Origin of the sequence: Clostridium gallinarum, assembly GCF_014836325.1 — a bacterium.
GTDB lineage: Bacteria > Bacillota > Clostridia > Clostridiales > Clostridiaceae > Clostridium > Clostridium gallinarum.
In genome coordinates, this window is sequence record NZ_JACSQZ010000010.1 from 47,125 (window position 1) to 71,908 (window position 24,784).

At 27.2% G+C, this 24,784-nt stretch carries 21 protein-coding genes; 2 read left to right on the forward strand and 19 right to left on the reverse strand.

Annotated elements, in window-relative coordinates:
• Nucleotides 1-53: 53 nt before the first annotated feature.
• Genes H9660_RS04445 through H9660_RS04465 form a run of 5 tightly spaced genes read right to left on the reverse strand, consistent with a single transcriptional unit; the run spans nt 54 to nt 5,385 of the window.
• The gene (locus H9660_RS04445) at nt 54-1,313 is read right to left on the reverse strand and encodes an ABC transporter substrate-binding protein (RefSeq protein ID WP_191748948.1); all 1,260 of its coding nucleotides are present in this window, start codon (nt 1,311-1,313) and stop codon (nt 54-56) included.
• Between the two features lie 14 nt (nt 1,314-1,327).
• The gene (locus H9660_RS04450) at nt 1,328-2,623 is read right to left on the reverse strand and encodes an MBL fold metallo-hydrolase (protein ID WP_191748949.1); all 1,296 of its coding nucleotides are present in this window, start codon (nt 2,621-2,623) and stop codon (nt 1,328-1,330) included.
• Nucleotides 2,607-3,425 carry a carbohydrate ABC transporter permease gene (locus H9660_RS04455; protein WP_191748950.1) on the reverse strand — a complete coding sequence of 273 codons (819 nt, stop codon included), beginning with the start codon at nt 3,423-3,425 and terminating at the stop codon, nt 2,607-2,609. The genes H9660_RS04450 and H9660_RS04455 overlap by 17 nt, the downstream gene beginning before the upstream one ends.
• 8 nt (nt 3,426-3,433) lie before the next feature.
• Nucleotides 3,434-4,315 carry a carbohydrate ABC transporter permease gene (locus H9660_RS04460; RefSeq protein ID WP_191748951.1) on the reverse strand — a complete coding sequence of 294 codons (882 nt, stop codon included), beginning with the start codon at nt 4,313-4,315 and terminating at the stop codon, nt 3,434-3,436.
• Nucleotides 4,315-5,385 (reverse strand): ABC transporter ATP-binding protein, encoded by a 1,071-nt coding sequence (locus H9660_RS04465; RefSeq protein ID WP_191748952.1) that lies wholly within the window; start codon nt 5,383-5,385, stop codon nt 4,315-4,317. Before H9660_RS04465 ends, H9660_RS04460 begins: the two co-directional genes overlap by 1 nt.
• A gap of 411 nt (nt 5,386-5,796) precedes the next feature.
• On the opposite strand from H9660_RS04465, the gene H9660_RS04470 reads away from it, so the two are divergent.
• Together H9660_RS04470 and H9660_RS04475 are read left to right on the forward strand one after the other, a co-directional pair.
• Complete coding sequence (locus H9660_RS04470) at nt 5,797-6,198, forward strand: (deoxy)nucleoside triphosphate pyrophosphohydrolase (RefSeq protein ID WP_191748953.1); 402 nt, start codon at nt 5,797-5,799, stop codon at nt 6,196-6,198.
• A 133-nt stretch (nt 6,199-6,331) separates the two neighbouring features.
• Nucleotides 6,332-7,462, forward strand: coding sequence for an SLC13 family permease (locus tag H9660_RS04475; protein ID WP_191748954.1), 1,131 nt, complete (start codon nt 6,332-6,334; stop codon nt 7,460-7,462).
• 37 nt (nt 7,463-7,499) lie between these two features.
• Here the strand turns inward: H9660_RS04475 and H9660_RS04480 are convergent, their stop codons facing one another.
• From H9660_RS04480 to H9660_RS04545, 14 genes are all read right to left on the reverse strand, one after another.
• Entirely contained in the window at nt 7,500-8,108 is a 609-nt protein-coding gene (locus H9660_RS04480) for a sugar O-acetyltransferase (protein WP_191748956.1), read from the reverse strand.
• Between the two features lie 37 nt (nt 8,109-8,145).
• The gene (locus H9660_RS04485) at nt 8,146-8,811 is read right to left on the reverse strand and encodes an HAD family hydrolase (protein ID WP_191748958.1); all 666 of its coding nucleotides are present in this window, start codon (nt 8,809-8,811) and stop codon (nt 8,146-8,148) included.
• A 134-nt stretch (nt 8,812-8,945) separates the two neighbouring features.
• Nucleotides 8,946-9,827, reverse strand: coding sequence for a Cof-type HAD-IIB family hydrolase (locus tag H9660_RS04490; RefSeq protein WP_191748959.1), 882 nt, complete (start codon nt 9,825-9,827; stop codon nt 8,946-8,948).
• A gap of 141 nt (nt 9,828-9,968) precedes the next feature.
• Nucleotides 9,969-10,940, reverse strand: coding sequence for a Gfo/Idh/MocA family protein (locus H9660_RS04495; RefSeq protein ID WP_191748961.1), 972 nt, complete (start codon nt 10,938-10,940; stop codon nt 9,969-9,971).
• Between the two features lie 331 nt (nt 10,941-11,271).
• Nucleotides 11,272-12,492 (reverse strand): amidohydrolase, encoded by a 1,221-nt coding sequence (locus H9660_RS04500; protein ID WP_191748963.1) that lies wholly within the window; start codon nt 12,490-12,492, stop codon nt 11,272-11,274.
• Nucleotides 12,493-12,627: 135 nt separating this feature from the next.
• Entirely contained in the window at nt 12,628-14,424 is a 1,797-nt protein-coding gene (locus H9660_RS04505; RefSeq protein ID WP_207729408.1) for a peptidoglycan-binding protein, read from the reverse strand.
• Nucleotides 14,425-14,582: 158 nt separating this feature from the next.
• Nucleotides 14,583-15,293 (reverse strand): trehalose operon repressor, encoded by a 711-nt coding sequence (treR, locus tag H9660_RS04510; RefSeq protein WP_191748965.1) that lies wholly within the window; start codon nt 15,291-15,293, stop codon nt 14,583-14,585.
• A 34-nt stretch (nt 15,294-15,327) separates the two neighbouring features.
• Complete coding sequence (gene treC, locus H9660_RS04515; RefSeq protein ID WP_191748966.1) at nt 15,328-16,992, reverse strand: alpha,alpha-phosphotrehalase; 1,665 nt, start codon at nt 16,990-16,992, stop codon at nt 15,328-15,330.
• A gap of 76 nt (nt 16,993-17,068) precedes the next feature.
• Nucleotides 17,069-18,478, reverse strand: a complete 1,410-nt coding sequence (gene treP / locus H9660_RS04520; protein WP_191748970.1) for a PTS system trehalose-specific EIIBC component — start codon at nt 18,476-18,478, stop codon at nt 17,069-17,071.
• Nucleotides 18,479-18,689: 211 nt separating this feature from the next.
• The gene (locus H9660_RS04525; protein ID WP_191748973.1) at nt 18,690-20,618 is read right to left on the reverse strand and encodes an OPT family oligopeptide transporter; all 1,929 of its coding nucleotides are present in this window, start codon (nt 20,616-20,618) and stop codon (nt 18,690-18,692) included.
• A 278-nt stretch (nt 20,619-20,896) separates the two neighbouring features.
• A complete protein-coding gene (locus tag H9660_RS04530; protein ID WP_191748975.1) occupies nt 20,897-22,168 on the reverse strand; it encodes a Gfo/Idh/MocA family oxidoreductase in 1,272 nt (423 codons plus the stop codon).
• A 138-nt stretch (nt 22,169-22,306) separates the two neighbouring features.
• Complete coding sequence (locus H9660_RS04535; protein WP_191748977.1) at nt 22,307-22,879, reverse strand: nitroreductase family protein; 573 nt, start codon at nt 22,877-22,879, stop codon at nt 22,307-22,309.
• Nucleotides 22,880-23,074: 195 nt separating this feature from the next.
• Nucleotides 23,075-23,539, reverse strand: a complete 465-nt coding sequence (locus H9660_RS04540; protein WP_191748979.1) for a HugZ family pyridoxamine 5'-phosphate oxidase — start codon at nt 23,537-23,539, stop codon at nt 23,075-23,077.
• Nucleotides 23,540-23,573: 34 nt separating this feature from the next.
• Nucleotides 23,574-24,782: a nitrogenase component 1 gene (locus H9660_RS04545; RefSeq protein WP_191748981.1), complete on the reverse strand. Its 1,209-nt coding sequence runs from the start codon at nt 24,780-24,782 to the stop codon at nt 23,574-23,576.
• Nucleotides 24,783-24,784 lie beyond the last annotated feature (2 nt).

Sequence of the window (24,784 nt, forward strand, 5' to 3'; positions counted from 1 at the left end):
TAATTCTAGCCTTTCAACATCCTCATATTTATACTTTAAAAATATACTCTATTTTATTCCCAAACTGAGTTTAAAGTAGCTTTGAAGTCTTCTAATGCTTTATTAACATCTGCTGTATCAGGTTGAGCTAATACGCCTTCTAATACTGTACCAGCTTCACGGTATGCAGCATCTGCACCAGTTAATAATGGGTTAGTATATAGGTTAGCTGTTGCATCAGAAAGAATTGGAGCTATTAAGCTACCTGAATTCTTATATGCTTCTGACTCTACAGCACTTTGTCTAATTGGCATATATCCAGTTTCTGAAGCCCATTGAATTTGCTTATCTGTAGTTGTTATGAATTTTAAGAATTCATAAGCTGCAGTTTTTTGTTCTGCTGTAGCACTTTCAAATACATATATGTCTGTTCCTTGTTGTAATGATGCATTTGTTGGATATGGTGAAACACCAATTTCAAATTTACCATTAACACCTTGTTTAACATAATTTTCACCAGCCATAGAACCAATATACATTGCTACTGTTTCATTAGCAAATGGTCCTGATAAGTAGTTATCTGTTCCTGCGATTCTAAAGTATCCTTCTTTTACACCTTCTAAATAGTAGTTAAAAGCTTTTGCTGATTCTTCACTAGTTACATCAAAGTTATTATCAAAAACTTTTCCTTCACTCTTTAAGAAAGTTGTGTAATAAGTGCTTAATGCATCAAATCCAACTCCTGGAATTCCTTTTTCTGCATATATTTTCTTAGAAACTTCAACTAATTCATCGTATGTAGTAGGAACTTTTAATCCTAATTCATCAAGTAATGTTTTATTATACCATATAACTTCTGTTGATTTATTAAATGGCATACCATAGATTTTACCATCTATTTTAGCTGCTTCTCTTAAGCTTGGTAATATATCTTCGTAGTTATCAAACTTTAAAGTTTCATTTTCAATGTATGGAGTTAAATCAGTAACTAATCCATCACTTATAGGATTAAATACCCAATCAGGATATGCTTGAGTCATAGTAGGTAAATTACTAGGACTTGCAACTGTTGCTGTTATTTTTTGTTGTAAATCTTTATAGCTTGATTGGTTTTGTAAAGTTACAGTTATATTTGGATTCTTTTCCATAAATTCATCAGTTAATTTTTGTAGAGATTTTTCTAAATCCCCATTCATTGCATGCCAGAAAGTAATTTCAACTGGTGATGTGATTTCTGTAACAATTTCTTCATTAGTTTTTTCTGCACCTTTAGTTGAACATCCAGTTAATAAGCCTAAAGATAATACTAAAGCAGTTAGTTTTTTAAATTTCATTTTTTACCCTCCAATTATATAGTTTGTTTTTTTTCTGGTAATAGAACATCGCCATTTTCATTATAAAGTTTTTCAGGACGATATGAATGTATTGGTATAAGCAACTTAGGTTTAATTAAGTTAATTATTTTTATTAAATCCTTAGGATGCGCATGTCCACTACAAGACACTCTTTCAAACTTAATGTTTCTATCCTCAAAACTGTTTATAAATGGTAAATATGCAGGATCATAATCACCTAATGGTGTAGCATTTGAGTGAATATATACTCCACCCTCCTGAAGTTTATCCATATGTTCAATGGCAAGTTTATCTAATTGCCAGAAAAATTCATTTTTGTCTTTTAATAATTCTTCAAAACTTATTTCTAAATCCTTATTTAATCCGTAATCTTTATTATCTAGCGAATAATAATAAGATTCATATCCAGTAGCTTCTTTAAGTACATATGAATAATATGAGTCTAAAACTACTTTTCTAGGATTAGTCTTAATTATATTTAATATTCTTTCTATATTTGAAATATAATAATTAAATGTTATTTGTTTATTTGGATTTTCATTAACTATGTTATTTATTTTATCTATAAGATCTAATTCATTTGTAATTTCTTTTTCACTTGGTTCATCATCAAAATCTTGGAATGAAACACTAACACCTTCGATTAATAAGATATCACAATTTTCACTTTCCTTACAGAAATTTAATGTAGCTTTTTCCCTATAACCATGAAGTCTTATATCACCAGTATAAGAAATTACTAAGTCTGGAGTTTGAATTAATAATCCACATGCTCCATAAGCATCATGATCAACTGGCATAACTTTAACTTTTATTTTACCAATTTCTACAATTTCGTTTTCTTTAACTCCGATTATATCTCTAGTATTTTTCCCCTTATTCTCATGTAATGGGAATAGAAAATCATTGTTAATATTTAAAGTATTTAATAATGATTTTGTTCCTTCTAATGTATATAAAGGTACTTCTGGATTTAAATAATTTATAATTTTCGAATGATCTAAATGCATATGTGATAAAAATACTGCTGTATTTTTAAATTTGTTTTCTTTAGATTCATATCCTTTTAAAGGTATACTAGGATCAAACATATTATCTAAATACGGAACTAAGTTTAAATCTAATAAATCTTGTAAATCCTTAGGTTGCTTAGGATCTCTTGGATTATATTCACTACCAAAATCAAAGAATATATGGCTATCTTCATATACAATTTCAATTATTGTTCCACCTATAGTTAAAATACCATTATGAAAAGTAATTTTGGTCTTTTTATCCTTTAACGCCACTCTTAACAACTCCTCTTATGATTTGTTTTCTAAATACTAAATATAAAATTAATATTGGAACTATAGCTATTGTTGATGCTGCCATTTGAAGGTGTACATTCGTACCGCTTTCTGTTGCAAAAGAGCTTAATCCATTACTTAATAATCTCATTTCTTTACTATTTGTAACTAGTATTGGCCACAAGAATGAATTCCATCCACTTATAAAGCTTAATATCCCCATAGTAAATAATGCTGGTTTAGCTAAAGGAACTAATATTCTTCTGATAAAATCTAAATCTGAACATCCATCTACTTTTGCTGCTTTATAGTAAGATATAGGTATACTTGTTAGATACTCTTTTAAATAGAATATATAAAATATACTCGCAAGAGATGGTACTATTAAAGCTGTATAAGTATCTAGTAACCCTAATTGTGCTATAGTTTGATAATTTGTAAATATCGTAACTTCATAAGGCACCATTAATAAAGCAGCCATAATAAGTATTAAGATATTTTTATATTTGAATTCTAATTTAACTAATGCAAAACCACCTAAAATAGAAGTAATAAGAGTTCCGATTGTAGATATTCCTGAAACAAATATTGTATTAAAAAAATATCTTACAAATGGTGCTTGTTCCATTGCTAACTCAAAGTTACTCCATTGAAACTTTTCTGGAAATAATGTTGGTGGTATACTAGTTGCCTCTTGATAAGTCATAAAACTTGACAAAATCATATATACAAAAGGAAACAGTGTAATTATCGCCATTAGAACTATAAAAGTTTTTGATAAAACTGAACTAATTTTTTTCATCTTTTCACCTACTTAGATATTCTTTTTAATATACGATTTTGAATTAATGTGAAAACTAAAATCAAAATAAATAAAATTACTGCAGCAGCCATCCCTTGACCATAACGATTCTCTACATAGAATTTATTATAGACATAGAACACAGCAGTTGTTGCACTATCAGCTATACCTGCTTTTCCATTGAATATAGAATAAACTTGTGCATAAACCTTAAAGGCATTAATAAAGTTAACCATTAATAAAAATGTAATAATTGGTATCATTTGAGGTAAAGTTATTCTAAAGAATTGCTCCATTTTGCTTGCTCCAAACATATCAGCAACTTTATAATAGCTTTTATCAACATTCCTTAAACCTGAAAGTAATATTATTATATTAAATGCAAGACCTGACCATATACCAAATATCATTAATGTTATCATACTCATATTAGGATCATCTAAAAAATTAAATGGTCCTATATTTAGAAAACCTAATATATAATTTACAAATCCATATTCTCCATTTAATAAAAATCTAAATACTATACCAACAGCAATTATGCTTGTTAAGTAAGGTATAAAAAATATTGTTTCAAATACATCTTTATATTTAATTTTTTCATATATTGTCACAGCAATAAACATAGATATTATTAATGCAACTGGTACTACAACAAAAGAAAATAACGCAGTGTTTCCAATCGCAGTATGAAACTTAGGATCTTTTAATACTATTGCAAAATTTTTAAATCCATTAAAGCTTAAGTTGTTTAAAGTTCCTTTTTGAAATGACATTATAAACGTCTTAATTAAAGGTAATACATTAAATATTCCAACGATTATTAAAGCCGGCATCAAGAAAAGCCATGCTTGCGGGGAATTCTCCGCTCTATATTTAAACTTCTTCATTAGTACACTCTAACTCCATTCTCTGTGAATATATAGATTCCATTGTAATTTATATCAAAGCCTACTGTATCTCCTTCCGATACTTTTTTGCTTATATCAGTTATAGACTTTGCATTTATATCATTAACTTTAAAGTTTATGATACAATCCTTACCTATTAATTCATTAGATTCAACTTCAACTTTAAATAATGGATTTTCACTTAACTCAAAGTATTCTGGTCTAATACCAACTATGTAATTTTCTTCTTTTAATTCACTTTTAAATCTTTCTTTATTTAAAAGACTTAAGTCAATAGAAAAATCTCTAGATTTAAGTACATTACCTTCTTTTTTCATATCAATTAAGTTTATTATTGGATTTCCCATAAACTTAGCTACAAAAAGATTTGAAGGTTCTAAATAAAGATTTTGAGGTACATCAAATTGTTGAACTATCCCTTCATTCATTAATACAATTCTATCACTTATAGAAAGTGCTTCTTCTTGATCGTGAGTAACAAAAATAGTAGTTATTCCAATTTCCTTAACAAGTCTTCTTATTTCTTCTCTTATTTTTAATCTTAACCTAGCATCTAAGTTACTTAATGGTTCATCAAGTAATAATATTTTAGGATTTTGAACTAGCGCTCTTGTTATAGCAACTCTTTGTTGTTGTCCACCAGACATCTCTCCTGGTTTTTTATCTGCTAATTCTTCAATGCTAGTAATTTTCATATATTTTTTTGCTATTTCCATAGCTTCATTTTTTGGTTTTTTATTTTTTCCAACAGTAAGTGGGAACATTACATTTTCTAAAACTGTCATATGTGGATATAAAGCATAGTTTTGGAACACTAAACCAATCCCTCTATCCTTTGGATGCTTCCCAACAACAGATTCATTAGCAAATTTTATATCTCCACCACTTGGATCTAAAAGACCAGCTAATAAATTAAGAATAGTAGTTTTACCACAACCACTAGGACCTAAAAGGCAAACTAGCTCTCCTTCATTAATTGTAAGATCAATACTCTTTAAAGCTTCATAACCATTGCTATAAACCTTTTTAAGTTTTTCAATTTGTATCATGTGCCACCTCTAATATTTATTTTTTATCTATAACTATTTATATGTACTATGTACTATATACTATACTAAATATCTATTTTTATGACAATATATTATCTATTTTTCATTTCACTTTTCTCAAATTTAACTTTCTCTTAACTTTTTTATATTAAATTTAATATATTCCTTTAAATAAAGTTTTAAAATGACTTTATAACTATTAACTTTATTATTTTTACAAATTTTATTTTCTACGAACAATTTCAGTATTTTTAGTTTAATTATCTGTAGCATTTAAATATACCATATTTGTAATATAAAAAAAAGATTTTTTTCTATATTTTCTCAAAATTAATTAGAAATATTATCTTAATTTAAATATATAAATTAAAATATTTATATGATATTATTTATTTTAGAGGTGAATTAACATTGAAAAAAATTATAAAAGTTGTAGGGGCAATAATTGAAAATAGTGAAAAAGAAATTTTATGTGCTCTACGTTCAAAAGATATGAATCTTTCTGGATTTTGGGAGTTTCCAGGTGGAAAATTAGAGAAAGGAGAATCTCCTGAAAATGCTATAGTTCGTGAAATACATGAAGAATTAAACTGCGATGTAGAATTTAATTCTCTTTTTAGCGCAACTACATATGAATATGATGAATATATAGTTAATCTAATGATAGCTAAATGTAATTTGATAAGTGGTCAACCTTCTGCCAGAGAACATGCTAAATTATTATGGCTTCCAATAGATTATATAGAAAGTTTAAGTTGGGCTCCTGCTGATATTCCAGCTGTAAAAAAACTTATTCTAAAAAATAAAATCTAATTCAGTTTTATTTAATATTAAATAAATTCTATTTGTTTAATTTGTTTTAAAACTCTTTTTAATATAATAAATTAATATATTACTAAAATAAATTCATGCTAGAATTAATTATTATACAAGAAACGAGGTTATTATGCATACCAGTCTAAAATTAAATAACAAGGTAAAATTTAAAGAATTTATAAAGAAAGAAGCTGTACTTATTTTATCAATAATATTAGCTTTAATTAGTTGTTTTATTTCAAAACCAAAATTATCTTATATAGATTTTAAAGTCTTATTCCTGCTATTTAATCTAATGATAGTTGTATCAGCATTTAAAGAATTAAATTTATTAGATTCAATAGCTATAAGCTTATTAAAGCAGTGTAAATCTTATACTTCAATTTCGTTAGTATTAATATTTTTAACATTTATATCTTCTATGATTGTTACAAATGACGTTGCTCTTATAAGCTTTGTACCATTAAGTATTATAATTTCCAAAAAGAGTAAATTTAATCCTTTAAAAATAATTATATTACAAACTCTTGCTGCAAACTTAGGAAGTAGCTTTACACCTATGGGAAATCCTCAAAACCTTTTTATATATTCATTTTATAATTTAACCATAAGTGATTTTTTTAAAAACATGCTTCCACTTACTATGATATCAATAATTATATTAATCTCTCTAATATTAATAGATAAAAATTCTCAACTAAATTTTGAATTAGAAAATATAAAAATAGTAAATAAAAAACTAGTTTTTATTTTTTCAGCATTATTTGTAATAATTATATTATCAGTTTTTAATATAATAGGATATAAAGTTACCTTCCTAATAACATTAATTACTGTATTTTTATTTAAAAGAAATTTAATATTAAAAATAGATTATTCACTTTTACTTACATTTGTTTGCTTCTTTATTTTCATTGGGAATATTTCAACTTTAGGTAGTGTGAAAAATTTTATGGAATCAATTTTACATAACGGAAAATCAACCTTTTTCTCTTCTATATTATTAAGTCAAGTAATTAGTAATGTTCCAGCAACTATGTTGTTATCTAGTTTTACTAGTTACGTAAAAGAATTACTTCTTGGCGTAAATATTGGAGGACTTGGTACTTTAATAGCTTCACTTGCAAGTGTTATTTCATATAAAATCTATATTAATGATTTCGCTGAGTTTTCAAATAATTACTTGAAAAAATTCACACTTTATAATCTTATATCTTTAATCACTATAATACCTATAATATATTTTTTATTTATAAATTAATTAATAAAATTAAGGACTGTTAAAACAGCCCTTAATTTTATATATTACTATAATACTCTTCTTTTTGTCTTTCCCAGTATATTTTATCTTCTTTTGTAATTTCTCTTAATACTCTACAAGGATTCCCTACTGCTATAACATTATCTGGAATATCCTTAGTTACTACAGATCCAGACCCTATAACAACATTATTTCCTATAGTTACTCCAGGATTTATAACAGTGCTTCCACCTATCCAAACATTATTGCCAATTTTAACAGGCTTTCCAAATTCCAATCCAGAATTTCTAACATCCACATCAATAGGATGTGCAGCTGTATAAATACATACTCTTGGTGCGAACATTACATTTTCACCAATATCTACTTTACATACATCTAAAATTATACAATCAAAATTAGCATAAAAATTATTTCCTACAGAAATATTAGAACCATAATCACATCTAAATGGTGGTTCAACATATAAATTTTCACCTGTTTTTTCAAATAAATTTTTTAATAATTCAACCCTGTACTCTTTTTGCTCTTCAGTGGTATTATTAAATAATCTAGTTAACATTCTTGATTTTTTCGCATTAGCTTTAAGCTCTGAATCATTAGCACTATATAATTTTCCTGACAGCATTCTTTCCTTTTCAGTCATATTCCACCTCTTATAAATAATTTTATATCATCAATTTTTAACTATTAAAAACTTCTTTTTTTATTTCAATTAAATTATTAAAACTCTTATAACAATATTTTTTTATTTCCTTATCTGCATCTTTTAAATCTACAACATGGATAGGAAGCATATTTCCTTTGTAAGCTGCCTTTAATCCTGCTAAAGAATCTTCTATTACAATACATTCTTTAGGATCTACCCCTAGTTTATTTGCTGCTTTTATGAAAATCTCAGGATTAGGCTTAGTTTCTTTCACCTCATCTTTACAAACTAATTCGTCAAATATGTCTATAAAGTTAGCTTTTTTTAATTGCTTCTCCATTCTTTCTTTTGATGCAGAGGTTGCTAATGCTATTTTATATTCTTTATTTTTTAAATGTTTTAGCAATTCATAAGCTCCATTTTTTACTGGAATACACTTATTTAATTCCTTTGCTAAAATTTCATCCTTTTCTCTATACATTTCTTCAATAGGTATACTATTTCCAAACTCTTGCTTAAATACTCTTTTTACATTTTCTCTCCCCGTTGCAATTACCTTACAATAAATTTCTTTAGTCATCTTATATCCATATTTTTCACAAACCCTTGTCCATACATCTAAATAGACTTTTTCTGTATCGAACAATACTCCATCCATATCAAATATTACTGTTTTTATCTCCTCTAACCTTTGCTGCATATAATCCTCCATATATAACTAAATACATTAATATTTATATTATATATAGAAGATAAGTTCAAGAATTAAGATTAATTAAATTAGAATAGCTCAATGAATTTAATATTATTTATATTCATTGAGCCTAATATTACTTATTTTAGCATTTTATCCATTTCATTATTTAAAACGTTATATATAGCTTTTGCAACACCTAAATTGTTATTAGTATCAGTAATATACTTAGCTATAGCTTTAACCTCTGGTATAGCATTTTCCATAGCTACAGTTTCTTCAAATATTTCAAACATTGAATAATCATTAAAGCTGTCTCCTAATATCATAACTTCTTCTCTATCAATATTCATTCTAGTAGCTACTTTTTCTAATATTATTCCTTTTTGTGCATTTATATCAGTTATTTCTATGTTGTCACTAAATGAAGAAGATATTGCTAATCCCTCTATTTGGCTTAATTCTTTTTTTATATTATTTATAATATCTATATTATTATGAAAAGCTACAAACTTTCTAATCTCTATATCTTCATCAAAAAATTTATTAATATCTTCAATATATTTTAGTATTGTAAAGAAACCTAAATTTTCAGCAATTTCTCTAGCTTCATCTTCACTTATTCCTGGATTAAAACTCATAGTTCTATATATAATTTCTTTTAAAGCCTCTTCTTTCGTAGATGTAGTAAAAATCCCCTTATTGGTGAAGATACGTGCAGAAAGTTTATTTTTATCTAATATACTTATAACTTTTTTTGCACTTTCTTGTTTTATATTTATTACATCTAAAATATTTCCTTCTTCATCTCTGTATTCAGCTCCATTAGAAAGCACGCATTGTACCTTCATATTATGTTTATCTAATACTTCTTTAACACTTTCATACTCTCTACCTGTTGATATAGCAAATATTATTCCTGCTTCTTCTGCTTTTCTAATTGCCTCTAAAGTTTCTTTGTCTATATCATGATTACTATTTAATAAAGTTCCATCCATATCAGATGCTATCAGTTTTATCATTAAAATTCCTCCTACTTGCCATAAATTATTATGTTATATATATATTATCATATTTTTTTATAAATTTATATTCTAGTATTTTACAAATTAAAAAGTAACATACTAGAATTATAATATGTTACTTTTTTCTATATTATATATTTATTCAAAAGGATATATTAAACCTATTTGCCTTCTCACTTCATCCATTATTTCAGCTAGCTTCAAAGTTATATTATGAGATGCTACATCACTTTCTAAAACTCTATTCTTTAAACATTTATTTACTTCTTCTATTTGATACTTATATCCTTCTCCTTTATAACTATCAACATACTTTTCAACTTCATCACCTAAATAAAGATAGCTTTCCTTAGCACTCCAAAACTTAGGTATAACTATCTTTCCCTTTTCTCCATAAATAACAGCTATATTATCAAGTTCTGAAGAAATAGAGCAACCTAATGAAGCTAAAGTTCCATCTTCATATTTTAAATTAATAATATCAGTTTCATCTACCTTTGTTCCAGTAAAGTTTCCAACAGCTTTTATTTCTTTAGGAAAACTATCTTTTATATAGTTAGAAAATAATATTGGATAAATACCAACATCTAATAAAGCACCACCTGCTAAACTTGGATTATATAATCTAGAATTTATATTTTCTTCACTTTCAAATCCAAAACTCGCTGTAATTAGTTTTATTTTTCCTATCTTACCTTCCTGAATCCACTTCTTTGCCTTATTTACAGTAGGTAAAAATAAAGTCCAAAGTGCTTCCATTATAAATACATTATTTTCTTTTGCAAGATTTAATACTTCTTTACTTGTTTTATAATTATAAGAAAATGGTTTTTCACATAATACACTCTTTTTAGCCTCTATACATTTTTTAGCATATTCCATATGATAATTATGTGGTGTTGCTATATATACAGCATCTATATCCTTATCTTCAAGAAATTTATCTATGTCACTATAGTATTTTTCTATACTATATTTTTCTGCAAACGCTTTTGCCTTTTCTTCATTTCTTCCAAAAACCGCTGTAAGAACTCCATTTTCAGTATTATTGATTTCTTTAGCAAAAGCATTTGCTATAGTTCCAGGTGCTATAATTCCCCATCTTATCATATCTTAATCACTCCTCTTTATCCTTATTAATAAGTAAATATTTATATATACTTTCTATTATTCATTTTATACTAAAAAATTATTATAAAAAAGAGATAACCATTATATTCCTTGCTCCGTCGCATGGCTCCAAGTCACCGTCATACAATGTTTATCTCTTAGCAAACTGAAGGAAGGAAATTATAAAAACTCTACCTATATACTATGAATTTTACTATTCTCATAAAGTAATCCATAAATTGTCCATATATATAATTTCATAAAAAATGAAAAAGTGTTAAAGTATCATATCCAGGTTTCGCCTTACTATAATACAGTAACACTTTATAAATTATATATTTTTAACTATAAATTTTCCATTTTTCATAACTGCACTTCTTTTTGATACTCTTGCTATTGCTTCTGCTGAACATGATGCATCACAAAATACTATATCTGCCTTATCATTAGCTTTAGGCCATAATACATTTCCTTCTTTATCTAAAACTGATACTCCATTTGTTATTAATTTTAAATATTTATTTAAGTTATATTCTTCTATAACCCCAAACTTTTCACACATTCTACTTAATCTTTGTAGCAAATCACCACTTCCAAAAGGACTCCAATGATCGTTAATATTATCATTTATTATATTAACTTTAACTCCATAATCACTTATAAAAGTAACAGGTGGACAAGCTACATCTATTGGAGATGTAGTAGATAATTCAATATTCAAATCCTTCATAGAATCACATATCTCTATTAATTCCCCCTTCTCTAAATCCCCTAAACAATATCCATGACTTATAGTAACTCTATTTTGCCATTTTGCTTCCTCTACTACCTTTAAAAGTCTCTTTATAATATATGCTCCTAAAGTCCCTCTTTCATGTAAGTGTATATCTATATCAGAATTAAATTCAACCGCAATATTCATCATTTCATCTATAGATTTATTTATATTTTCATCTATTGTAGCTGGATCTAATCCTCCAACTATAGTTGCTCCATTTCTCATTGCATCCTTCATATAATCTATACTATTACTTCTTAAAAGTCCATGTTGTGGGAATGCTACTATTTCATAATCAACTTTATCTTTATAATCATTCAAAGCCTTTATAACTCTTTCCATATTTCCAAGTCCTATGACAGGATCTACATTACATTGCACTCTAGTTTCAGTTACTCCATTTTCTATAAGTAAATCTAATAGTTTCTTCGCTTTAATTTCTGTTTCATCTAAGAAACTATGTAAAAATCCCTCTTCTTCTTTTATTCTATCAAACACACTTATAAACGGCGTACAAGCGCTCCACGCTCCACCATAATATCCCTTATCTAAATGTATATGCCTGTCCTTAAATGATGGAATAGCAAGCATCCCCTTCATATCTATTCTTTCAAGTTCTTCTCTAAACGAACCTTTTTCATACACACCTTCAATTTTTCCATCACATATTACTATATCTTTTATTTTTGTTTTTGTACCTATAACTATATTTTTCTCAAATAAAAAACCATCCTCTAATAATACGTTTTCTAATATAAATCTTTTTTTACTCATATAAAACACCCTTTACCTATTTTATTGTATATATTATTTATATATTTTATCATCTTTAGGATAATTTTTCACTTATTATATTTTTAATTTTTATAAAAGCTGTACAATTTTATTCTGCACAGCTTTTATACAAATTTAAATATTTTCTTTAACTACTTCCCTATATACTTCATATAATTTATCCCAAGTTAATGGTCCAACTATGCCATCAGCTACAAGCCCTTGCCATCTTTGAAATATCATAATAGCTTCTTTAGTTTTTTCACCAAATACACCATCAACACTTACTTCTGGAATAAATTGATACTTTTTGTGTATTTCATTTAACCATTCTTGAATTAATCTTACCTCTTCACCTTTTTTTCCCTTCTTTATTAAATAACCTGGATATTTAATAAAATTTCCTGACCCAGTTAGTATATATGGTTCTATACTCTTATATACTTCTATTAACTTATTCCATGTCTTAGGTCCTATAATTCCATCTGCATCTAATCCAAATTGATTTTGAAAAGATTTAACAACATCACTCATGTTATCATCAAAATCACCTGTAATTTCTATAGGAAGTATACTATCATAAAAAGCTCCTATAGCTTTTAATAAATACTGAGCAATCTCTACTTCCTCCCCTGTAGACCCTATCTTTAATATATTTGATGGCGCCTTATCTGGTATAGGTAAACTTTCCCCTTCCGAATTAAGTTCTGCTAAATTTTTCACCCCTACATATATTTGTGATATTTTGTACCACGTCTGCTTACCCACTATTCCATCTTGGGTTAAATTAAATATTTTTTGAAAGGCTTTAACAGCATTTTTAGTAGCTTCATTAAATTCTCCATTTTCATTTGTTATCTCTGGAATACCTGGATAGTTCTTTCTTATTCTATTTAATTGTTGTTGTATTATTCTTACATCCTCACCTTTATCCCCTAACCTTAGAGCTTTCCCAGGATAAGATTCAATTGTACCCTCAACATAATCAGCAGTTCTTATTTCAATATTATCACCATAATATTCTTTTAATATTTGAAATGCAGAATACCCATTATCAGCATAAGTAACTGTTCCCCATTGAGATAAGCCATCACAAGTTACAGTTGTTCCATTACAATATTGAGCAAGTAATGGTTCTTTGAAATTTTTTCTACTTATATATTCATTAAATATTTCATCTACTACTTCTATTATAGTGTCATAAAAATTTCTTCCATTAACAAAATAATGATCATATGCAGTAGAATTGGTTATATCAAAGTCATATCCTCTACTTCTATACCATTCCGTATATATTCTATTTAATGTAAATGATATTTCTGCATATATATTGCTTTTTAAAGCTTCTTTAGGCCATGTTGGATATATTTCGCTAGATGCAACATTTTTTATATAATCTGTAAATGATACTGTTACATTTTGAGCATAGGATGTTGGACTCCCTAAATGAACTGTAATATATTCAGGTATAACTACTTCTTTTAATATTTTAGGAGCTCCTTGATTGTTGTAATTACCTAAATCCTCCTCTCTTTGCAGTGATTCTGAATCTAATGTTAATGCATTAGGAGGAATATCAATAAAATCTATAGAATCTATCGCCCTAGACTTTGGTGCCATTTGAACTTTTTGAACTGATGTAATACCACTAAAGATAGGTATTCCTTTAATATATTTACTTTGATAATTATTACTTACAATAATAGCATCATAGGTTTTATAAGGCTTAATTGAAGCATCTGGTTCCTCTGAAAGATATTTATCATAAGTATACAAACTTAAAGGTTTAGTTTTTCCATCCTTATCTACTTTTAAGATTTTGTTATTAACTATTTCTTGAGTATCTGTATTAATAATTATTATTTCTGCATCACTTACAGGCAAAGCTTCTTCCCCAACATAAAGAAAAAATTCTAATTTACCATAACTCATTAAACCACCCTAATTTAATTTCTTTATATTAATATACTAAAAACTTATTCTAATGTGATATCCTAATAAAAAAGTATTAAAAACTGGATATTAGAACGCAAAAAAGAGCAAAAACTCTTAACTTTAGTTAATGCTCTTTTTTACTTAAGTATTTAAATTTAATGTCTTCTTGCAAAATCTACAAAAACAAATTTATCTGGTCTATGGCGAGATTCTGTATATTGAAAAAGGCTTGTATCATCTAAATAAGTGTAGCTTTTAACTACAACTATCATTTCAAATCCCTTCATATCTAAATACTTTTTGTCTTCTTCTGTGACATTTTGAACTGTTATTTCCTTTTTAGCATATGCAATTCTTAATCCTAATACATTTTCAAAATATTCATATACAGAATCCTTACATATTTCTTCTGTAAGATTTTCAACAAACTTTTGTGCAATATAATCTTTATCTAAGATTACTTTTTCTCCATCTATAGCTCTAGACCTAGTTAAATGCCAAACTTTATCTTCATTTCCTAACTCAAGACTCACTTTTACATTCCTATTTGGATAAATACAATCTAAATTTTCCACTTTAGTTTCTATTTTTCTTCCTAGTTTTCTTGAAAGTTCTTTAAAACTAACTACACCAGATACAGGAAAATTAAATTTGTTAATATCTAAAACAAAAGAACCCTTTCCTTTATTTTTTTGAATATATCCATTTTGCTCTAACATATTTAATGATTTTCTTACAGTATCTCTTGATACTTCATACTCATCCATTAGCTCCTTTTCTGAAGGCAATTTATCATTAGGCTCATATTCTTTATTCTCTATTTTATTTGCTATAATATTATATATTTTTAAATACTTTCTATCCATTTTATCACCATAGTTATTCTATCATATTCTACTACTATCCCTCAATATAATATACTATCGATTCATAAGGTCTAAGTACTACCTTATTTGAAAGTTCTTTAGAGTCCTTATAGTTAGATAATAATATACTTGATTCTTTTTTATCTTCTATCAAATTATTAGGGATATTTACTATAACTTCCTTATCATAAAAATTATTTAAAACTACTAATTTTTTATTTTCGTAACTTCTAGTATAAGCTAAAACAGAATCACTATCCTCTAATATCATTTTAATGCTACCCTTAGAAATTACATCATATTCTTTTCTTAAAGATATAAGTTTTTTATAGTGATAAAATACTGAATCCTTATCTTCTAAAGCCTTTTTAGCATTTATATTTTTATAATTTTTAGCTACAGGTATCCATGGTGTTCCAGTTGAGAAACCTGCATTTAAATCGCCATTCCATTGTACTGGTGTTCTTGAATTATCTCTTGATTTAGATTTTAGTATTTCTAGTATCTTACCTTCATTTTCACCTTGCTCTTTTAATATATTATAATAGTTTATTGATTCTACATCTCTATACTCATCTATAGTATCAAAATATGGATTAGTCATTCCAAATTCTTCGCCTTGATAAATATATGGAGTTCCTCTCATCATATGAACTGTAGTTGCAAGCATTTTTGCACTTTCTTTATGATATTCCTTATCATTTCCAAGTCTTGATACTATTCTTGGTTGATCATGGTTACACCAAAATACTGCACTCCATCCATTTCCCTCTTGCATCTCTTCTTGCCATTTTTTAAATATACCCTTAAGCATCTTAAAGTCAAAGTCCATTAAAGTCCATTTATCACCATTTTCATAATCAACCTTTAAGTGATGGAAATTAAATACCATTGAAAGTTCTTTTTCATCAGGATTAGAATATTTTATACAGTTTTCAACTGATGTTGATGACATTTCTCCAACTGTTATTATATCCTCATATTTACCAAAAGTATTTTTATTAAGCTCTTTTAAGTACTTATGAATATTAGGCCCATCTGTATAAAATCTTCTTCCATCTCCAGTATAATCATCTTCAAACTTTTCTGGCTTTGATATAAGATTTATAACATCTAATCTAAAGCCTTTTATACCTTTATTAATCCAGAAATTTACTACCTTAAATATTTCTTCTCTTACTTCTTCATTATCCCAATTTAAATCCCCTTGAGTTACATCAAATAAATGAAGATAGTATTCATCAAACTTTTCTACGTACTTCCATGCATTTCCTCCAAATTTAGAAATCCAATTTGTTGGTGGTTCACTTCCCTTACCTTCTTTAAATATATAGAAATTTTTATATTTTTCATCACCTTCCATAGCTTTTTTAAACCACTTATGTTCAGTTGATGTATGGTTAAATACCATATCTAACATTATTTCTATATTTCTCTTTTTAGCTTCTGCAACTAAGTTATCGAAATCCTCCATAGTTCCCATTCTTGGGTCTATATTGTAATAATCTTCTATATCATATCCATTATCTTTTTGTGGAGATACATAAACTGGAGTTAACCATATATAATCTACACCTAGCTCTTTTAAATAATCTAATTTTTCTATTACTCCATTTATATCTCCAATTCCATCTCCATTTGAATCATTAAATGATTTAGGGTATATTTGATAAACTACACTTTCTCTAAAATCTTTCATATATATCTCCTTTTCTTAGTAAATAAGGACAATATGTATAACTAAACTATTATACATATTATCCAAATTTTTTATTTTAAGCTTTTAATTTTTTCTTACCAACAGCTAAAGTTAATACAAATGATACAACTATAGCTACTATCATTGCTACTGCAAACATAAGCATATTTTGTGGCTTAATTGAAAGAATTCCTGGAATACCTCCAATTCCAATAGCATTTGCCATAACTCCGCTACCTACTGATATTACAGCTGCTATACCTGAACCTACCATTCCACATACAAATGGGAATCCATATTTTAAGTTAACACCAAATAAAGCTGGTTCTGTTACTCCTAAATAAGCTGAAATACATGCTGGTATTGAAACTTGTTTTTCTTCTTCATTTTTTCTTTGTAAATAAATCATTGCAAGTACAGCAGAACCTTGAGCTATATTAGATAAAGCTATCATTGGCCATAAAGATGTACCACCTACTTGTGCCATTAATTGAAGGTCTATTGCATTCGTCATATGATGTAATCCTGTAATAACTAAAGGTGCATAAGCAAATCCAAATATTCCTGCAAATAACCATCTAAATGATGAAGTCAATCCTGCATATACTACTTGTGAAATAACATCTCCTATTTTCCAGCCAATTGGTCCAAGTACTGTATGTGCTATAATAACTGCTGGTATTAAAGCAAAGAATGGAACAATTATCATTGAAATTGCAGCTGGTGATATTTTTCTAAAGAATTTTTCAAGATATACAAGTACAAATCCTGCAAGTATTGCTGGTATAACTTGTGCTTGATATCCAATCATATTTACCTTTGCAAATCCAAAGTCCCAAAATGGAATTTCAGCTCCACTTGATACAGAATAAGCATTTAATAATTGTGGTGATACTAATGTAATTCCTAAAACTATACCTAAAATTTGAGTAGTTCCCATCTTCTTTGATATAGCCCAAGTAATTCCTACAGGTAGGAAATGGAATATAGCTTCTCCTATTAACCATAAGAAATTATAAGTTCCTGCCCAAAATTGAGATATTTCAATTAGGGTTTTAGTACCATCTTCAAACATCTTTACATCACCAATGATGTTTCTAAATCCTAATATTAAACCTCCAACTATAATTGCTGGAATAAGAGGTGAAAATATCTCTGCTAAATTAGCCATAAGTCTTTGCATAAATGTCATATTTGATTTTGCAGCATCTTTTACATTTTCCTTACTAACACCCTCTACCCCGGAAACTTTTACAAAATCATTATAAAAATCTCCTACAGTATTACCTATTATTACTTGAAATTGTCCAGCTTGAATAAAAGTTCCTTTAACAGACTTTAAGCTTTCAATTTTTTCCTTATCTGCTTTACTAGTATCTTTTAGTACAAATCTCATACGAGTTACACAATGCGTTACTGCACTAATGTTTTCTTTTCCACCTACGTACTCTAATAATTCTTTTGAATCATCAATATACTTACCCATATTATTTCCTCCTTGTAAACTTGTACGTACATCTATTTTATGACTATATATTAACTTATACGTACATGTTTGTCAATGCATTTTTCGAAATCATTTTCACTTTAATTTTAAATTTATTTTTTTCATTTTTTAATTAATACAAAATTAAAAAGTAAACTGATCTTTTGTAAAAATAAAAAGGCTGTTAAAAACAGCCTTTTTACAATAAACTTTATTCTTTACTATTCTTATTAATTTTAGTCATCATAATTGGAAGTGTAGTTGATACCACTAAAATTATTAATAATAAAATAGCCATCATATTTGAAGATGCAAATCCAACTGGTGTTTTTGGAGTTATTATTCCAGATAATTGTAGTATTATTCCTAATAACCCTATAATTGATCCTCCAGCTACAAGTCCTGATGATAAACTTATTCCATTAGAAACTCTAGCTTCTTTTTCATGTTCATCTTTACTCATTTTTTCTACCAATACACGTATTAATGCTCCAACTAATATTATTGAAGTAGTTGATATTGGTAAATAAAATCCTATTGCTATAGTCATTATTGGCAGATTTAATAAAAATAAGAATAAAGCTATAACAACACCTACTAAAATCATAGGCCATGGTAAATTTCCTGACATTATACCTGATGTTAAAGTTGCCATTAAGTTTGCTTGTGGAAGAGCAAATTGTGCATCAGCACCAGTAACAGCTAACTGACTAGATAATACTAAAATTGTTCCAGTAACTACTACAACACCTACTATACTTGATATTATAAATGTAGTTAACATTTCTTTTCTACTACCACCAATTATATATGTAACCTTTTGAGATTGGCTATATCCACCTGCTACTGATATTGCTACCACCATAAATGCAGCAAATAGTAATAATGATTTATTGTCTGCATTAGTAGTCCATCCCATAATAACAAATACAAGTGTTAAAATAACTAATGATGCTATAGTCATTCCTGATACTGGTAGGTTTGATGTTCCTATTGTTCCTGTCAGTCTACCAGATACTATTACAAATAATAGTGATAATATAAGAGCTACTATAGTTGCAACTATTGCCATCTTAATATTTTGAGAAATTATAAATGATGCTACAAATGCAACTACTACCCCTGCTAAAAGTACTATTATTTCTCCTGAACTTTTTTCTACACTAGAATCATTGCTTGATTTTGCTTTCATTGTTTCTTTTATAGATACAATAATTGTTGGTATAAGCTTTAAAGCCCCTATTAAGCCACCACATAACATCATACCTGCACCTATATATTTCACATAGCTACCAGATATTGCATTTACATCCATTTGGCTTAGGAATACTGATGCATCATTCCAAGATTGAATATTTTTATCTGCAAAATCAGTAAAATATCCTATTAAAGGAGCTATTCCAAAGTTAGCTAAAACTGATCCTGCAAACATAGTTAAAGATACTTCTAATCCAACTATAAAACCTATTCCTAATAAAAGTGGATTTACTTCTGTTGAAAACTTCCACTTATAAAATTTACTTCCTAAATAAGTGATACTATTATTTATAACATTTAAAAATGAGCTAGTTAAAAGATTTATAACACCACTTATTGCAAATCCTATTCCCATAAACTTAATAGCATCTCCGCCACCTTCTGAAGCAACTAATGTTTCAGATATAGCCATAGATTCTGGATACATAAGATTTCCATGTTCTTCTACAATTAAATAATTATAAACTAAAGATAGGCATCCAATTCCAAATAAAACTCCGCCTACTCCAACTACTAATCCTTCTAGAAATGTAACTTTATTTCCGATTAAAATAATTGCTGGTAAAACATATATCATTCCACTTGCTATAGATTCACCACCGCTTGACATTCCTTGTGTTATATTTTTTCCAAGTATACCTTTGCTACGTGCAAAAGCTCCAATAAGCATTGAACCTATTATAGCCCCTGGAATTCCTGCTGCTACAGTTAATCCTGATTTCATACCTGAATATGCAGTAGATGCAGCAAATATGGCTGATAAAATTGCTCCTATAATTATTACAGAAATATTAGTCCCACTCTTAGACTTATCAGTTACATATGGAATGTAATTTTTTCCATGAATGCCACCATAAGCTTCTTTAGGTAATCTCTTCTTCATATGCACTTCTCCTTCTTTTGTTTTATTAATCATTAGTATAACCATTTTATAAATTAACATAATTGAAGATTATATTTTTTTATAAAACACTTATTAATTATGCCAACAATTATAAAAAAAGAAAATACTTTTATTGATAAAATTTAAACAAAAATAAAAGTAATAATATTTATTATTTTTCGAAAATATTGAAATTAATCTAAACAAATATCAAAAAAAGGAAAGCATATTAATTATATGCTTTCCTTTTTTATAGCTAATGTATTTTAATATTAATTCTATTTAATCTCTTTTTTAAACTCTTCTATATTTATTCTTCTTTTTTCTATTCTAGATTTTTCACAAGCATAGGACATAAAATGAGATTGAATTGATTGTTCTACACTGGTTCTTGGTGTTTTGCAAGATCCATTAACAACATTTATAAAGTCTTCCATTAATCCTACATCACCACCTCCATGTCCTCCCACTACTCTCTTAGGTTTTATCAATAAAATATTAGATTCTTCATATTCATCTATTCCATGTTTTCTAACTATTATTTCATTATCTCTTGTATTTGCATAAATAGATCCCTTTGTTCCAAAGAGCATAGTTTCTCTAAATTGATTGTGTGTAAAAGCAGTAACAGTAAAAGTCCCTCTAACACCATTTTTAAATTCAATTACAGCAACTTGATTATCACAAACATCATTATCCTCAACCTTCCATACACAAGTTCCATAATTAGTTTTATCTAATATATTTTTTATATTTTCATAATTAGGGTTTGCACATAATGTATTAACAGGCCAAATATTTCTACAATTATCTAAATAAATTCTTTTAGCTGAAAAATTACATTCTTCCTTTAAAGTACACTCTAAACATTTCTTACTACTTTCTTTTTGAGCATTTTCTTTTTTAAAATAATTTAAATCCCCACTTGAATAAACAGCTGTACATTCATCATTTATTAGCCATGTAATAATATCCATATCATGACAAGTTTTTGCTAAAATAATAGGTGATGTTTCATTAGAATTTCTCCAATTTCCTCTTACAAAACTATGAGCCATATGATAATGCCCAATATTCTCCTTATGATCAAAACCTATTAACTCTCCAATTACTTTTTTATCTATTAAATCTTTAATCTTTTCATAAAACTCAGTGTATCTTAATACATGACATACCATAAGATTTGCACCATTTTTTCTTGCACATTCCTCTAAACTAAGACATTCAAAAGGATCTGGTGTCATAGGCTTTTCAAGTAAAACATCATACCCTAAATTTAAAGCCTTCATTGTAGTGTTATAATGTTGCTTATCTTGATGTGCAATTATAATAGCATCACATACTTTTCCTAATTTAAAAAAGTCATCTTCATTATCAAAACACATTTCTAACTTTATATTATGTTCTTTTGCTAATTCAAACCTCTTATTAATATCCGGTTCTATAACTGCTACATATCTTATTTTATCCTGATTATTCAGCACATAATTCCCATAAGCGTGTCTACCTCTAGAACCAGCCCCTACAACCGCTACTTTTATAAAATTCACAATACCATTCCCCCAATATAATTTATTATTAATTCTCACTAATAATAGTAAAAATTTACATTATAATTATACCACTTAATTATAATCACAAAAATAGTCAGAATTGCTTTGTTACAGTCCTGACTTTTAAAAATGTTATTATTCTTCAATATTTTTATCTATTAATTTTATTCTTTCTGATATATTTGCTCTTTTTACTACATTAGGAACAACATCTGGATAACCAACTTGTAAAAGAGCTGCTATTTTTTCTCCTGGCTTTGCACCTACCCCATTTCTAAATGTCGGTGAAGCAAGAAAAGCATCTGTTTTCCATAGAACTCCAAGTTTTCTTTCCCATGCTGCTAGCTGAAAATTTTGTATTAATGCACAAGTAGCAGCATAATCCTCTTCTCTTGCAAAATAATTAGGTTCTTCATTAATTACTACCAATATATGAACAGGTATAGATTCAAATCTTGCTCTTACTTCTTCTGGTGATTTTTTCTTAGGACCATTAGCTACTGTTTCTGCCATTATATTAGCTAATACTTTGCTACCTTCATCCTTATAAACTATAAATCTCCAAGGTTGTGTTAATTTGTGATTAGGAGCATAACTAGCTACCTCTAATAATTCCTCTAACACTTCATTTGAAACTTTATCTGATTTAAATTTTCTTATAGATCTTCTTTCTTTAATTAATTGTGACATTGGATATTGTATTGACATATAATCATTCCTTTCAAAACTAATAACTAATAGTTAGATTTCTAACTATTTTGCTATAAATTAATCAGTATCAACTCATCATCTAATTGATACTGATTATCATTAACATTATTTTACTACTATTTTATTTTATTTGCAATATATTTTTTAAAATTATTTTATTAATTAATTTTATAATTACTCTCAATTTAATTACTAATTGCTATGGTTTTTATCAAGCTTCACATGTTCTAATATTAACTCATTATTTTCATTTCTTATGTCAAATGCCTTTCCAAAGCCCTCAACGTATCTCCCTTTTTCTATCACTATTTCAAATATGTTGAAATCCATTTTTCTTAACATATTCATTATATTTTCTCCTTGTTTTTTTGAAAACTCTGAAAATATTTCTTCATCATCCTCTATTCTTGTGGCTTTTCCAGTAAAACTCACTCTATTTCTAGCAAACGTTACCTTCGCATCCTTTTCATCTTCTATTATCATAACACTTATATTTCCATTATTAAGTATATTATTATAATGCTCTGCCACTTTACTTATATAAATATATAATTTATTATTCATATATACAAATGGAGAGTAACTTATTTTTGCATTATTCTCCTTATCTAAAGAACTTATAATTAATGTTTTATTGTTTTTTATTAAATTTTCCATCTTTTTTCTCCTATCTTCTACCTTAAAATTTTATTTAATATTCTTTACTTAAAAGCTTTTCTATTAACAGTAGTGCTCCTCTAAAGCCAACATATGGTACATAAGGATATATATTTACGCTTTTTAAGTTTGGATTAGATACTTGCACTTTAACTCTTGCACTACTTTCCATATCTAAACTTGGACCATCTCCAAATAGAATATCTATATTGTTATTTTTAAGGAACATCATTCTATTTAATTCACCAGTATTTTTTAAAATATCATTATCTTCAATATTACAATTGTATAAAACTTCTGCTCTTACAACATTTAAACCTAGTTCCATACTAAACTTTTTAAAATTATATACTGTATCATAATCTCCAAATATAGCTACATCCTTGAATTTTAAACTTCTTAATCTCATCTTTAATCTAAAGATATATTGCTTTATCGATTGAATATCTTTATTTAAAGCATCTTCATTTATATCATAATTCATTAATGCTTGTACTTCTTTTATCCAACTTATAGTACTTTCTAATCCAATGGGTTTTCCATAAACATATGGTATATTGAATTTTTTCTTCATATATTCAGCTGCTTTTAATCCTTCTTTCCTTAAAACTATATTAAGTTCTGCTTCAGCTGCATTTTCTATATCTTCTATAGATGTGTAAGATGTAAATATAGTATTTATCTCCTTACTAAAAATTTCTTTCATTAATCTTTTTATCTCATTACAATCACTTAAAAAGTTGTATGCATCTATATTACTTCCTATGATATTAATTTTATTATTCTTAGTATTAGGTTCTTTAACTATATTTTTAACTATTAATTCTAAAGCTTCCTCAACTCCAAAATTATAATCTGCTTTAAGACCTCCAGTTTTGATTGGTATAAGCTTTGCATTAACTTCCTTTTGTATTTCTTCACATATAGCTTCTATATCGGTTCCAATTATAGATGATATTGAAGATGCCATAACAAATATATATTTAGGACTTTTATTTAAATCTACTTCTTTAATAGATTTTTCTAGTCTATCATATTTACCAAATGTAATATCACTTTCACTCATATGTGTCGAATATATATTAGAAAAATCTTCTCCATTTAATTGACCTATAGACTCAACAGCATAATGCGTAGTACCTGATGGCCCAAATTCTATAATATATGAATCCTTAATTGAAGAAAGTGTCCAAATAATTCCCATTCTATCACTTGCTACTGGAAAATATTTATATATATTCATAG

What these genes read in the sequence shown, in the direction of transcription:
- H9660_RS04490 (WP_191748959.1), bottom strand. Translation starts at nt 9,827, where the DNA reads ATGATAAAACTGATAGCATCTGATATGGATGGAACTTTATTAAATAGT.
- H9660_RS04495 (WP_191748961.1), bottom strand. Translation starts at nt 10,940, where the DNA reads ATGATAAGATGGGGAATTATAGCACCTGGAACTATAGCAAATGCTTTT.
- H9660_RS04455 (WP_191748950.1), bottom strand. Translation starts at nt 3,425, where the DNA reads ATGAAAAAAATTAGTTCAGTTTTATCAAAAACTTTTATAGTTCTAATG.
- H9660_RS04480 (WP_191748956.1), bottom strand. Translation starts at nt 8,108, where the DNA reads ATGACTGAAAAGGAAAGAATGCTGTCAGGAAAATTATATAGTGCTAAT.
- H9660_RS04545 (WP_191748981.1), bottom strand. Translation starts at nt 24,782, where the DNA reads ATGAATATATATAAATATTTTCCAGTAGCAAGTGATAGAATGGGAATT.
- H9660_RS04525 (WP_191748973.1), bottom strand. Translation starts at nt 20,618, where the DNA reads ATGAAGAAGAGATTACCTAAAGAAGCTTATGGTGGCATTCATGGAAAA.
- treP (WP_191748970.1), bottom strand. Translation starts at nt 18,478, where the DNA reads ATGGGTAAGTATATTGATGATTCAAAAGAATTATTAGAGTACGTAGGT.
- treR (WP_191748965.1), bottom strand. Translation starts at nt 15,293, where the DNA reads ATGGATAGAAAGTATTTAAAAATATATAATATTATAGCAAATAAAATA.
- treC (WP_191748966.1), bottom strand. Translation starts at nt 16,992, where the DNA reads ATGAAAGATTTTAGAGAAAGTGTAGTTTATCAAATATACCCTAAATCA.
- H9660_RS04465 (WP_191748952.1), bottom strand. Translation starts at nt 5,385, where the DNA reads ATGATACAAATTGAAAAACTTAAAAAGGTTTATAGCAATGGTTATGAA.
- H9660_RS04475 (WP_191748954.1), top strand. Translation starts at nt 6,332, where the DNA reads ATGCATACCAGTCTAAAATTAAATAACAAGGTAAAATTTAAAGAATTT.
- H9660_RS04500 (WP_191748963.1), bottom strand. Translation starts at nt 12,492, where the DNA reads ATGAGTAAAAAAAGATTTATATTAGAAAACGTATTATTAGAGGATGGT.
- H9660_RS04460 (WP_191748951.1), bottom strand. Translation starts at nt 4,315, where the DNA reads ATGAAGAAGTTTAAATATAGAGCGGAGAATTCCCCGCAAGCATGGCTT.
- H9660_RS04505 (WP_207729408.1), bottom strand. Translation starts at nt 14,424, where the DNA reads ATGAGTTATGGTAAATTAGAATTTTTTCTTTATGTTGGGGAAGAAGCT.
- H9660_RS04485 (WP_191748958.1), bottom strand. Translation starts at nt 8,811, where the DNA reads ATGCAGCAAAGGTTAGAGGAGATAAAAACAGTAATATTTGATATGGAT.
- H9660_RS04535 (WP_191748977.1), bottom strand. Translation starts at nt 22,879, where the DNA reads ATGTCAATACAATATCCAATGTCACAATTAATTAAAGAAAGAAGATCT.
- H9660_RS04445 (WP_191748948.1), bottom strand. Translation starts at nt 1,313, where the DNA reads ATGAAATTTAAAAAACTAACTGCTTTAGTATTATCTTTAGGCTTATTA.
- H9660_RS04540 (WP_191748979.1), bottom strand. Translation starts at nt 23,539, where the DNA reads ATGGAAAATTTAATAAAAAACAATAAAACATTAATTATAAGTTCTTTA.